This window comes from Pseudomonas sp. H26/SER47-MNA-CIBAN-0231 (assembly GCF_040310465.1).
Lineage (GTDB): Bacteria > Pseudomonadota > Gammaproteobacteria > Pseudomonadales > Pseudomonadaceae > Aquipseudomonas > Aquipseudomonas atacamensis.
This window is the reverse complement of the sequence record NZ_JBEOPW010000003.1, coordinates 166,561-178,134: the sequence shown is the minus strand read 5'-3', so window position 1 is coordinate 178,134 and position 11,574 is coordinate 166,561. Positions and strand designations below refer to the sequence as shown.

Genomic DNA, 11,574 nt, shown 5'->3' with positions numbered 1-11,574 from the left:
AACCCTGAGGAAGTACCTGAATGAAGAAGTGGCAATGTATCGTCTGTGGCCTGATCTATAACGAAGCCGATGGCTGGCCGGATGACGGCATCGCGCCGGGCACCCGCTGGGAAGACGTACCGGCAGACTGGCTGTGCCCCGACTGCGGCGTCGGCAAGATGGACTTCGAAATGATCGAAATCAACTAAGCAAATCAGAGGAGTAAGGCATGAGCGCACCAGTCGTCATCATCGGCACCGGGCTTGCGGGCTACAACCTGGCCCGCGAGTTTCGCAAGCTCGACAGCGAAACCCCGCTGCTGCTGATCACCGCCGATGACGGCCGCTCTTACTCCAAGCCGATGCTCTCCACCGGTTTCGGCAAGAACAAGGACGCCGACGGCCTGAGCATGGCTGAACCCGGCGCCATGGCCGAGCAGTTGAAGGCCGAAGTGCGCACCCACACGCGCATCAGCGGTATCGACGCCGGCCACAAACGCTTGTGGATCGGTGAAGAAGCCGTGCCCTATCGCGACCTGATTCTGGCCTGGGGCGCGGAAACCGTGCGCGTGCCGATCGAAGGCGACGGCGCGGAACTGGTGTTCCCGATCAACGATCTCGAAGACTACGCGCGCTTCCGTGCCGCAGCGGCGGGCAAGCGTCGGGTCTTGGTGCTCGGCGCCGGGCTGATCGGCTGCGAATTCGCCAATGACCTGATCCTCGGCGGCTACGAAGTGCAACTGGTCGCGCCATGCGAACAGGTCATGCCGATGCTCTTGCATCCTGCCGCTGCGGCGGCCGTGCAGGCCGGGCTGGAAAGTATTGGGGCGAAGTTTCACCTCGGCCCGGTGCTGACCCGCCTGGAGAAAGTCGCCGATGGCCTCGAAGCGCACCTGTCCGACGGTCAGATCATCCCGTGCGATGTGGTGGTCTCGGCGATCGGTCTGCGCCCGCGCATCGATCTGGCAGCGGCTGCCGGCGTGCAGATCAATCGCGGCGTGATGGTCGATCGTTACCTGAAGACCTCTCACGCCAACATCTACGCCTTGGGCGACTGCGCTGAAGTCGATGGGCTCAATCTGCTCTACGTGATGCCGCTGATGAGCTGCGCGCGCGCGTTGGCGCAAACCCTCGCCGGAAACCCGACCGCGGTCAGCTACGGGCCGATGCCGATCACCGTGAAAACCCCGGTGTGCCCGCTGGTGGTGTCGCCGCCGCCACGGGGCAGCGAAGGCATTTGGAGCGTCGAAGGGCAGGGCGCCGACATCAAAGCGCTGTGCCACAGTGCCGAGGGTCAGTTGCTCGGTTACGCCCTGACCGGCGGGGCAGTCATGGAAAAACTGGCCCTGAACAAACAGCTGCCGCCGCTGCTGGCGTAAATGCCGGTCGTTCTGTCGCAAACACCGCTCTTTTGCCCCGACAAAGGTCTTGGGGAGACTGGCGCCGCCGTTGGCGGCGTGCCATTCTCACTCCCGTCTGCCGCAGAGTAGAGCCTGCGGCGCCTTGGGCGCTGTTCCAACGAGAACAGCACGGACATAACAACAAAAAACCGTCAAAGGGGCTTCACTAATGCGTAAACCAGAACTCGCCGCTGCAATCGCCGAAAAGGCAGACCTGACCAAAGAACAGGCCAACCGCGTTCTCAACGCCGTCCTCGAAGAAATCACCGGCGCCCTGCACCGCAAGGACAGCGTGACGCTGGTCGGCTTCGGCACCTTCCTGCAACGCCACCGCGGCGCCCGCACCGGCAAAAACCCGCAGACCGGCGAACCGGTCAAGATCAAGGCCAGCAACACCGTGGCGTTCAAGCCAGGCAAATCGTTGAAAGACAGCGTCAATCCTTGATAACGGCGTACTCCCCTGAATGACGGGGAGAACCGCAAATGAGAAATGGGCACACCGATTGCGGTCGGGTGCCCATTTTTTGTGGTTGGAGCATTCGTCTAGATCAGACGGAGAAGAAGTAACGCGTCAGGTGAAAGAAGAGCGGTGCCGCGAAGCATATCGAGTCCATCCAATCGAGGATTTCGCCGTGACCTTTGATCATTGTGCCCCAGTCCTTCGCGCTCAGACTGCGTTTGATAGCGGACATGACCAAGCTGCCTAGCCAGCTTGCGGCAGTCATTGGGACTTAAGCGTCGGGCAGCACGCCGACTACTCGGTCATCCGAACTGTTAATCGCAATGGCTTATCCTGGAATTGCTCAATTCGTAGCCTGCCCAGAATTTCATCGTTCGTACTCCGCCCTTTGCATACCAATTCATATTTGAAGACTTTACTTAACCGGGAGTCCGCATATTTACACTCGACTGAAAGCATGTTCTCGTTCGACCCATGCTCGTCCAGTGGTTCATCTGCCAGGTCATTAATATGTATCCAGACGGCGCTTAAGCCAAGTTTCTCTGGATCCTCAGTCATGTCCATGATCCAGATCTTGATTTCGCTGAGGAGCGTGAGACAGCCCCCAATGCTGGGAAGTAATTTGATGTTGAACTTGGCGGTCTGCGCAGTGGGTTGCCAAGGTTGTTTAAATTTTTTGACTCCAAGGTTGGGGTCTCTTGCGTAGTTTTCTGGCGCGTAACAGTAATATGGGGAAAACGGCTGATAGTGCGCTTCGGCGGTGACGCTAAAATTCGCAGGGATGTCCATGTTCAGTGTTGCCGAACTGGAGAACGAGTTGCATCCAGTTCCAAATATTATGAAGCTGGCCAATAACAAAGCGCGGATCGAGTGCGTTGCAGTGGCGAAGTTTAACTTGGGGGATAACGAGAGCATCGGTACTTCCTTGTTGACTGATTAAGTTAAATGAACGAATCAATATCCAGCTGAAACGGCGCGCCAACCGCATGCCCACCGGTCATCGCGGCGATAGCGGCGTCGTGGTCTTCAGCGGCTGGCGGAATCATCGCCAGTTGCTCCTGAACCAGGTTTTCAGGGTGGGCGTTCCAGCGCAGCAGACTTTCCTCGACCCATTCGGGCTGGTCGGCATAGCTGCCGTAAACGTCGACCTCGGTGACCCGTTGACTGCGCAGCGCTGTCAGGCGGGCCTTGGTCATGCTGATCTTGTCTATTTCCTGATTGAGCATCAGCGTCTTGTGCGCGCGCTCCTGCTCTCGCACGTAAGAACGGTGGTTGTTTTGCAGATCGCGCTTAACGGCCCGCAGCTGTTGCTGAATATTCTCCAGGGCGCTGCTGATCCACTCGTATTCGCGATTGGTCACCAGCGAACGCTTGCGCTGCAGTGCTTCCTGCCAACGGCGCAAGCTGGCCCAGCAGCCGGGGATGTAGCTGCCGACCATTGAGTGGTGACCCCGGTCGAACAACTGCCGTAGAAACGATCCGCGTTCGGGCAAGCCGTTGGTAGCGCGCAGGGCCTTGGCGCAGCCGTGATCGACGATCGTGCTGCAACCCGGCTCCCAGAGAAGGGAGGATCGGTGGTCCTTGTCGAACTCAACGGGCATGAAATGGCGCAAAGCACCGTGATGCCCATAGTCGTCGCCAAAGAAATTGATGATTCCCCAGATCAGCAGGCCGAGGCCGGCGACCGGGTTGAAGCCCAGCACCACGGCGTTGGTTGCGTACATCGGCCCAGGCTTGGCAAAGGTGTTCATCCAGGTCGCCGGCACGCTCGGTACCGGATCGTTCTGATTGACGATGCGGTGATGCACCAGCGATCTGGCGCTTTCGATGAAGGTAGTGTCGCCGGCGCGGGGGGCGCCGTAGGTGTAGAGCACGATTTGCGGGGAGAACTCCAGGTTGCGTCTCAGCATCTCGGACAGGATCAGTGCAACTGCACCGCCCAGACTGTGACCCGTGATCAGCAGCTTTTGCCCGCTGTAGAATTTTTCCAGATAAGTCACGATGAATGGATAAGCCGCCAAAGCGCCACCGTAGAAACCGCGGTGCACTTTGCCTTCGCCTTCGGCAAAGGGAACCTGATAGGCATCCCCGTCACGCCGGCCGTCGGGCCAGATCTCACTGGTACCTCGCACGCTGATCAGGATCAACTCGTCGTGGTGGCAGATGAAAGCTTGGGTATCAGTACTGTTGTCTTTGTTACGGTCATCGAGACAGTGCAACTTGGCCGGGTGTTCTTGTTCGTCGCCCAACGCGGGGTCATTCACTTCGGGGTAAAGGTTCGGGTCGAACGGCACCACTTCCAAGCGTTTCGAATACGGCACGTCTTCGTACAGTGGGTAGTATTTCTGCGTTTGCGAGTCATCGACCTTCCACAACTCGTCGAACTGCGGTAGCGCGTGGCCGAACCAGTTGCCGCTGCTGGGCTGTAGCGGAAAGCTTACCGTGTCGGTCTGCACCGGTTGAGTGTTGGGTTCCTGTCCGAAATCGGTGTAGCTCAGCGTCGCCATCACCGACAGCTGATAAAGGTTAAGCGCGCAGAACGCTTCGCCTGTCGACAGCATTGGCCGTAGCGCTCTCATCGGCCGTACTTCCAGCACATGGTGTTTGTTCGGCAGCAGTGCGACGCCCTTGGGCGGCGGCGGGGAAAACCCCAGTTCGACGGTGGCCATCTCCGCCGCACTCAAGATTGTGTGCAGTCCGCCATCCGCAGAAGTTTTATCTACGAGCGTGAAGTCTCTGGACTTCGCCGCCGATCGCATGAGCTTGTGCGCCGCCCTCTTCGGAGGGTCGCGACGAGCAACCAGTGGTGGCAGGTGGGCGATGTGCTTTACCAGTTCACTGACTTCGACCTGACAGTACGCGTCGGTTTCGGGCAGGTCCTTGGCGGGGTTTGCCTGGGTGCGAGTGCCTGTTTTGTGGAAGAAGCGGGTTTTTTCGGCGCGGACCTGGAGTTCGGTGATGGGAAGGGGATAGTGGGGGCGCTTTTGCAAAAATGTGTAAGATTTTTCGCTGCCTTGATAGCGGCTCTTCAATTTGAGTACTAGCGGACCGCAATAATGATCGTCGATCTTTGCAGATCCAGTCGCATCAAGTTTTCCGCTATGGACCGTGTCTTCGTAATCAATCACTTCGTAAGACAGACCAGCGTATGGCTTACCGTCGCCGAATTCGTCCACTAGCTGGAAGCTGGTACGATGGCCGCGTTTAGGGCAGGCATGTATGTCGCCCTGCATGAAGCGCAAATCGGTCGCCGAGGGAGTCTCAATGTTCATGGTGCCCCTTGCTCCGTGCATCCCGGATAGATGGTGCAAACCCGCCCATCGACCATTTTAAAAGTGCTGAAATTTGTGTCGTTGCCGTAGCAAAAGGCGTATTGATCCTCGAAGTTCTCACCCATACAGCGCTTCCAGCCGCGGGTTACTTTGATCCAGGTATCGCCGATGGCTGGAAGTTCTTCACTTGCCAGCCTGACCTTCAGCGTCACCGTTTTGCCCTCAAGTTGAGTCAATGTGTACGCCGTGGAAGGTCTCGTTCGCAGCACGTTGCCCTGTGCATCCATGTTTTTGCAGGTCAGCAGTTTGATCAGGAAACGATGTGGACCGACGGTGCGGAATGACCACCTGCATTCACCATAAAACTCCCCTGCACCGTCCTCGTTGAATGTGCCCTTTATTCGTTTCAGCAACTCTGGACGCACGAAAATCGAGGCGTAGTCCATGCTGAAGTTGCTTCGGCCTTTTCCATAAAAGCCGATGACCTTGATTTCCACTTTGTTGAGCGCCAACGGACAATCGCTGATGGTTTTGTACAACTCGATTTCCGCAGTGTTTACATATTCCATGGTGGGTTTATTGAAGCTCACCCAGAAATCCGGCTTTCCTGGCACGCGGCAGGTTTCACCCGCTGCGGGCAGGTAGATAGCCTTCAGCTCATATTTGAATCCAGGTGGAAAGTCCGGAACAAACGTAAAGGTGTTCGGGGTCTTCGCCGTCGTACAACCCACCAGCAATCCCAGGCAACCACTCAGCATCAACCCTCGTTTCAAGTGCCTCATCGACCTACCTCTCCCTGCCAATACAACGCTTCCTGATATACCCGCTCAAAATGCATCGCCGGATCTTCACCGGGTTTGGGCAGCCATGATTTGCCTGGCCGATATCCCGGTAACTGCAAACTGCGGGTCAGCAAGAAATGCACTTGCTCCGGTTGTTGCCAGCCCCACAAGTGCGTCAGTTGAATCAGGCCCCACAGCCACTCATCGACGTCGAGCTGTTCGGCCAGCGTGGCCATTGCTTCGGTGTGTTCGCCGACCAGATAACGGCGGGTGTTGTCGAACAGCACGTTGGCGTAGATCAGCTCCGGGGTCGGCGTGTGCAGCCAAGGCGGATCCATCGGCAGCGGGTGGTGGCCGGGGTCCGGGTTGTCGATGGCGTTCCATCGCTCTGCGTGCCAATAGCAGACGCTGTTGAATGGCCCGAGAAACGCCGCGCGGTGCTCGGGTTGCAGGTGCGCCAGCGCACGTCCCAGAACCCGGTTGTCATGCACGCGGTACACCGCCTGATTCGGGCGTTCGCCGGTTATCAGGCGCTCGCGCCAATGCGCCGCCAGCAGATCAAGTTCGACGTGACGGGCACTGGCCAGCCAGCCCCAATTGCGCTCGGGCGTGGCGAGCAAGGTCTGGATGGCGGGATGCTGCGCCGTATCGATTTGCAACAGCAGCGGGCCGGTCGGCACCAGCGACTCGGCCGGCGTGCCGCTGTAGAGCGGACGAAACCGCTCGGTGCCGAGGTCGCGGGTCAACGCAGCGTGCTCTGCGCTTTGGCCGTCGGTGTCGAGCATCAGATACAGTTCGCAGCCGGCGCGGGACTGAGCGTGCAACCATTGTTCGACCGGGCTCATGCGACTTCTCCCAGCTCGCACAGACCCGCTGCGCAGGCTTCGCACAGCGGGCAAAAATCCGCTGCCTGCTGGCGGGCACTGTTGACGATCGACAGCGGCGTGGCGTTGATCGCAGCTGGCAGGCCGGCCTCAACTTGCAGCGTTTGTAGCGGTGCGAGACCCGGCAGTGGCGCGCCGCCCTGAACGATGGGCACGCTGCTGAAAATCCCGCCGGCATTGATCACGATGTGATGACCGCCCGCTGACAGCGTCAGGCTCATGCCGGCATCGATCACCACGTTGCTTGCCGTGACATGCGCCTGCTGGCCGGCCTGGATCACCAGAGCGCCCAGGGTCTGGCTGCTGGTGCCGCTGACCTGCAACAAGTCGTCGGCGTTGATTACTGTGCTTCGCAGTCCTTGATGAGTGCGCGAATCCTTGCCCTCGATGAGACTGGTGCTGTCATTGCCGACATGCTCATGGCGGTCGCGAGTGATCAGGCTGCGGCTGTCGTTGAGGATCAGTTGCTCGAGGTCGCGCTGCGCGCGCAGGTAGATCTTCTCCTGCCCGGCGCGATCCTCGATCGACAGTTCGTTGTAGCCGCCATTGCGCGGTGAGCTCTGGCTGCGTAATACCGTGCGGGTTTTACTCGCCGGCAAGGGATGGGCGACGGCATTGACCTTGTTGGCGATGCAGCCGGTAATCAGCGGTTGGTCCGGGTCGCCTTCCTGGAAGGTCACGACCACTTCCATGTCGACCCGGGGAATGGTCACCGCACCGAATCCGTCACCTGCCCAACTGGAAGCTACGCGTAACCAGCAGCTGCTTTTTTCGCTGTTGCGTTCAGCGCGATCCCAGGGAAACTCGACACGAACCCTGCCGTACTCATCGCAGAAGATCTCTTCTCCGGGAGGCCCGGTAACGCGCGCGGTCTGGCAGACCAGCAAGGGCCTTGGCGCGGGCAAAGGCGGACGGTAGACCACCTCTGCGGGAATGGCCCTGAAGGTATTGCGATAGCCTTGGGAAAAACCATCGGCAGGTTTCGCCTCGCTGCTGAAAGCCTCTTCGAGCACTGCCGGTTGCTTGCCTTCGTGACTGAGACTGACCAACAGCCACAACTCGTTGCAGTCGGCCCTGGGATGTTCGCTCAGCTCGAACAGGTGACCGCTGCGCAAAATCGCCTGATCGCTTTTGCCTTCAATCCATTGATAGTCGCTGCGATGGCGCTCCAAGGCCTGACGCGCCAGCTGTTTGCCGTACTTCTCGGACTTCATCAACAGTGGATAGCGATACTCCTCCAGAGCCGGCGTGAACTCTGCGGTGAAGCGGCTTTCCAGCAGCAGGCTTGGCCGCTTGAGGTCATAGTCACGGCGGGTGACGGTGCTGGTACGGGTGTTGAAGCCCATGGTCAGGTGGTTGACCACCGGGTGTTCGGCAACCATGCCGCTATCAACCCGAAAGGCTGTCGTACCCAATTTGGGTGCGAACACCGGGCTGTCGCTGAATACCAGTAAGTGCCCGTCGAGCGAATGTTGATGGTGCCAGGCGATACCCTCTTCGGCGCACAGGCGCTGGATGAACAGGAAGTCGCTTTCGCCGTATTGCGTGCAGTACTCACGAGGCTCACCGGCGGCGACATTGAACGTGAAGTCATCGGCCTGGATGCCATGCCCTTTGAGGACTTGCGCGACGATGTGCGGCACGGTCAGTTGCTGGAAAATCCGCTGGTCGTGGCTCAGTTGCAGATAATGCAGCGCCGGTACCAGTGTCAGTTCATAACGGGTCAGGCGCTTGCCTGATTCGCCGAGCATGACGTTTTCGATCCGCCCGTGAATGCCTTCGCCCGCTGATCCGAACTGCAGAAACGCGGGCTGGCTGAGGAGGCTTTCCAGATCGAAATCCGCGTGCTCGCTCATCAGCTCGATGCGAAATGCGTACAGCTGACTGATGGCTTCAGTGCCAGTGAACGCGAGCACCTTGAAGTCGTGACGAATGGTCGGGATGTGCAGTGAGAATGGCGCGCAGTGGCCTTTGCCGAACATGGGCTTGTCCTTAAGCAAAGTGAGTCAAAGCGCGATACCGTCCTCCTTGATCGCCGCGCATGAAAAGTTGCCAGGGCAAGCTAGCGGCGCGGCAAACTAATTGATGTAAGAAGTATCCCTGAAATTTGTCAGAGTATTCCGGTGTGGAAGTCTTGGTTGGGATGCGAGAAGTGTCTGTAGGACGCGGCTTCGATAACTATCGAAGTGCCAGTATTTGCCGGGGAAGTAAAGTTTCAGAATAATGAAATGCCATCATTATAGTGGCACTTTTTGCATTGATCGTTGTCGCTGCAACTTCTCGATGGAACCCGATCATTTTCGGAAGTGTCCTACTTCTATTTTTTTTTGAATTTGGCATGCTGCACGCCGCTCGAGGGTGCGGGCGTCAGGTAAACTCGCCCGGCTGCGGCCGAGGCTCTGGGACAATGGTTTGGCGGGAGCCGGGAAAATGCGCTGATCAATAAACGGCATCAGGGAAACCCCTGCGACATATAGGGTGATCTCCTACAGACCTCAATGAACAGTTCGTCTTGTTGTTTAATCAGATGCTTGCTAGTGGCCATCATAGTGATTACGATGCGCCCACTTGAAAGAGCACATCTCAATTGGATGAGTCGCTGAACTGCTCTTCGATACTGTCCCGCGTTGCTGAAACTCCATTCGCGCGCATGACTGTAATCCTTAATAAAGGCCATGGATGTCCTACTCAAGCAAACTTTCCGCCCATTACCTCGAACTCGCAAAAGTCTCTGTTTCCAAAGAGAATTTCGCGGGCGAAGACGTTCGTTTTTCGAGCGAGTTCGAGGCGCTGGAAAGTGAGCTGGCCAAGGCTTCGTCGATGCACGAAAGCGGGCAGATCGACTGGCTGAAAATCCGCGAAAACAGCGAAAATCTGCTGCGTACCCAATCCAAGGATCTGCGGGTCGGCGCCTGGCTGACCTGGTCGCTGTACCAGCGCGAATCCTTCCCCGGGCTGCTCGCCGGCCTCGGTCTGCTGCACCATCTGTCGGAAAACAACTGGGCCGACGTTCACCCGCTCAAACCCCGCACCCGTGCCGCCGCGATCGGCTGGCTGGTGCCGCGTCTCGAGCAGGTCATCACCGAAAACATTGCGATCAAAGAGCAGTTGCCGATGTTCCGGCAGCTCTCCGAGCACCTGGCCGGCCTTGAGGCCGCGTGCACTGAACATCTGGGCGATGACGCGCCGCTGTTATTGCCGATCTCCCGCCGCCTGAAAACCATGATCCAGCGTGCCGCCGACAACCAGCCGGCCCCCGGCGTGGTGGGCGCGGCGGTGGCGCAGGTCAAGCAGGCCGCGACCCAGCTGCTCACCCCCGGCGCGCCGATCGACAACGAACGCGATGCGCACAAAGCCCTGCGTGCCCAGCAGGACAGCGCCCGGCCGTTGTGTGCCTGGTGGCTCAAGCAGAAGGCTACTGACCTGCGTGCCCTGCGCCTCAATCGCACGCTGCTGTGGATGACCATCGACGCGGTGCCCGAGCGCAACGCCGAGCAGATCACCGTGCTGCGCGGCCTGCCGCTGGAAAAACTCAAGCTCTATCAGGACCGTTTCGATCAGGGCAAATACGCCGACCTGCTGGTGGAACTGGAGGCGAGCCTGGCGAAGGCGCCGTTCTGGTTCGATGGCCAGAGGATGGTCTGGGAATGTCTCCAGAACCTCAACGCCGAGCTGGCCATGCGCGAAGTGGAAATCCACTTCGCGCTTTTGATTCAGCGCCTGCCGGGCATCATCGAGTTGCGCTTCCATGACGGCGCGCCGTTTGCCGATCCGTCCACCCGGGCGTGGATCGCCGCCAACGTCATGCCGCATCTGCAAAGCGCCAGCGCGCCGCGCAAGGTCGAAAGCGAGAACGTCGAAACCCAGCCGGCCTGGGAAAAAGCCCTCGAGGAAGTCCAGCCGATTCTGCGCAAGGAAGGTTTGAAGCCGGCCGTGCAGATTCTCAAGCAGGGTCTGCAATCGGCCCACGGTGGCCGTGAACGCTTCTTCTGGCAGTTCACCCTCGCGCGGCTGTGTTTCCTGGCCAAGAAATACGAACTGGCCAAGAACCAGCTCGAAACCCTCGATCAGACATTACAGGACTCAGGCCTGCACGCCTGGGAGCCCGATCTTGCATTGCAAGTGCTGCACCTGCTGCACAGTTGCTGCGAGTTGTTGCCGCAGAACCACGCCGTACGTGAAAGCAAGGAAGAGATTTATCGCAGGCTGTGCCACCTCGACCTCGAAGTGGTACTCGAATAGGCCCCAGGGCCACAACCGCAAGGAGAAAAGCCATGGCCAAAGAAGGCTCGGTAGCCCCCAAGGAACGCATCAACGTCACCTTCAAACCCGCCACCGGCGGAGCTCAGGAAGAGATTGAACTGCCGCTGAAGCTGCTGGCAATCGGTGACTACACCCACCGCAAGGACGATCGCAAAATCGAAGATCGCAAGCCGATCAGCATCGACAAGATGACCTTCGACGAAGTGTTGGCCAAGCAAGAGCTGGGTCTGACGCTGAGCGTGCCGAACCGTCTGCAGGAAGATGGCGAGGCTGAAGAGCTGGCCGTGCAATTGCGCGTCAATTCGATGAAGGACTTCAACCCGGCCAGCCTGGTCGAGCAAGTGCCTGAGCTGAAAAAACTGATGGAACTGCGCGATGCGCTGGTGGCCCTCAAAGGCCCGCTGGGTAACGCACCTGCGTTCCGTAAAGCGATCGAAGGCGTGCTCGCCGACGACGAATCCCGCGGTCGCGTACTCGGTGAGCTGGGCCTGAACGCCGCAGCCCCGGACGCCTGAGACTCCAGTAGCCAAGGAAG

Annotated in this window: 10 protein-coding genes and 1 pseudogene; 5 read left to right on the top strand and 6 right to left on the bottom strand. The window is 58.8% G+C overall.

The features are described 5' to 3' along the window. Positions 1-20 precede the first annotated feature (20 nt). From AAEZ10_RS06165 to AAEZ10_RS06155, 3 genes are all read left to right on the top strand, one after another. Positions 21-188 (top strand): rubredoxin, encoded by a 168-nt coding sequence (locus AAEZ10_RS06165; RefSeq protein WP_003177199.1) that lies wholly within the window; start codon positions 21-23, stop codon positions 186-188. Between the two features lie 20 nt (positions 189-208). Continuing rightward, positions 209-1,357, top strand: coding sequence for an NAD(P)/FAD-dependent oxidoreductase (locus AAEZ10_RS06160; RefSeq protein ID WP_273526337.1), 1,149 nt, complete (start codon positions 209-211; stop codon positions 1,355-1,357). Positions 1,358-1,547: 190 nt separating this feature from the next. After that, positions 1,548-1,823 (top strand): HU family DNA-binding protein, encoded by a 276-nt coding sequence (locus AAEZ10_RS06155; RefSeq protein ID WP_003213368.1) that lies wholly within the window; start codon positions 1,548-1,550, stop codon positions 1,821-1,823. 103 nt (positions 1,824-1,926) lie between these two features. Here AAEZ10_RS06155 and AAEZ10_RS06150 read toward each other — a convergent pair. The 6 genes and pseudogenes from AAEZ10_RS06150 to tssI form a co-directional block, all read right to left on the bottom strand. Beyond that, positions 1,927-2,088 (bottom strand): annotated as a pseudogene (locus AAEZ10_RS06150) (phosphatidate cytidylyltransferase); the annotation flags it as partial. A gap of 44 nt (positions 2,089-2,132) precedes the next feature. Continuing rightward, on the bottom strand, positions 2,133-2,753 hold the full coding sequence (locus tag AAEZ10_RS06145) for a hypothetical protein (RefSeq protein WP_125927437.1): 621 nt from the start codon (positions 2,751-2,753) through the stop codon (positions 2,133-2,135). 26 nt (positions 2,754-2,779) lie between these two features. After that, a complete protein-coding gene (locus AAEZ10_RS06140; RefSeq protein ID WP_110644531.1) occupies positions 2,780-5,110 on the bottom strand; it encodes a lipase family protein in 2,331 nt (776 codons plus the stop codon). Further along, positions 5,107-5,892, bottom strand: coding sequence for a hypothetical protein (locus tag AAEZ10_RS06135; protein WP_110644530.1), 786 nt, complete (start codon positions 5,890-5,892; stop codon positions 5,107-5,109). Before AAEZ10_RS06135 ends, AAEZ10_RS06140 begins: the two co-directional genes overlap by 4 nt. Continuing rightward, positions 5,889-6,737 carry a DUF4123 domain-containing protein gene (locus AAEZ10_RS06130; protein WP_110644529.1) on the bottom strand — a complete coding sequence of 283 codons (849 nt, stop codon included), beginning with the start codon at positions 6,735-6,737 and terminating at the stop codon, positions 5,889-5,891. Before AAEZ10_RS06130 ends, AAEZ10_RS06135 begins: the two co-directional genes overlap by 4 nt. After that, positions 6,734-8,758 carry a type VI secretion system tip protein TssI/VgrG gene (gene tssI / locus AAEZ10_RS06125; RefSeq protein WP_110644528.1) on the bottom strand — a complete coding sequence of 675 codons (2,025 nt, stop codon included), beginning with the start codon at positions 8,756-8,758 and terminating at the stop codon, positions 6,734-6,736. Before tssI ends, AAEZ10_RS06130 begins: the two co-directional genes overlap by 4 nt. Before the next feature lie 697 nt (positions 8,759-9,455). On the opposite strand from tssI, the gene tssA reads away from it, so the two are divergent. Together tssA and tssB are read left to right on the top strand one after the other, a co-directional pair. Continuing rightward, on the top strand, positions 9,456-11,018 hold the full coding sequence (gene tssA / locus AAEZ10_RS06120) for a type VI secretion system protein TssA (RefSeq protein WP_056790892.1): 1,563 nt from the start codon (positions 9,456-9,458) through the stop codon (positions 11,016-11,018). Between the two features lie 32 nt (positions 11,019-11,050). Then, the gene (gene tssB / locus AAEZ10_RS06115) at positions 11,051-11,554 is read left to right on the top strand and encodes a type VI secretion system contractile sheath small subunit (RefSeq protein WP_016772498.1); all 504 of its coding nucleotides are present in this window, start codon (positions 11,051-11,053) and stop codon (positions 11,552-11,554) included. The last annotated feature ends 20 nt before the right edge of the window (positions 11,555-11,574 follow it).

What these genes read in the sequence shown, in the direction of transcription:
- AAEZ10_RS06165 (WP_003177199.1), top strand. Translation starts at nt 21, where the DNA reads ATGAAGAAGTGGCAATGTATCGTCTGTGGCCTGATCTATAACGAAGCC.
- AAEZ10_RS06135 (WP_110644530.1), bottom strand. Translation starts at nt 5,892, where the DNA reads ATGAGGCACTTGAAACGAGGGTTGATGCTGAGTGGTTGCCTGGGATTG.
- AAEZ10_RS06140 (WP_110644531.1), bottom strand. Translation starts at nt 5,110, where the DNA reads ATGAACATTGAGACTCCCTCGGCGACCGATTTGCGCTTCATGCAGGGC.
- tssA (WP_056790892.1), top strand. Translation starts at nt 9,456, where the DNA reads ATGTCCTACTCAAGCAAACTTTCCGCCCATTACCTCGAACTCGCAAAA.
- tssB (WP_016772498.1), top strand. Translation starts at nt 11,051, where the DNA reads ATGGCCAAAGAAGGCTCGGTAGCCCCCAAGGAACGCATCAACGTCACC.
- AAEZ10_RS06145 (WP_125927437.1), bottom strand. Translation starts at nt 2,753, where the DNA reads ATGCTCTCGTTATCCCCCAAGTTAAACTTCGCCACTGCAACGCACTCG.
- AAEZ10_RS06130 (WP_110644529.1), bottom strand. Translation starts at nt 6,737, where the DNA reads ATGAGCCCGGTCGAACAATGGTTGCACGCTCAGTCCCGCGCCGGCTGC.
- AAEZ10_RS06155 (WP_003213368.1), top strand. Translation starts at nt 1,548, where the DNA reads ATGCGTAAACCAGAACTCGCCGCTGCAATCGCCGAAAAGGCAGACCTG.
- AAEZ10_RS06160 (WP_273526337.1), top strand. Translation starts at nt 209, where the DNA reads ATGAGCGCACCAGTCGTCATCATCGGCACCGGGCTTGCGGGCTACAAC.
- tssI (WP_110644528.1), bottom strand. Translation starts at nt 8,758, where the DNA reads ATGTTCGGCAAAGGCCACTGCGCGCCATTCTCACTGCACATCCCGACC.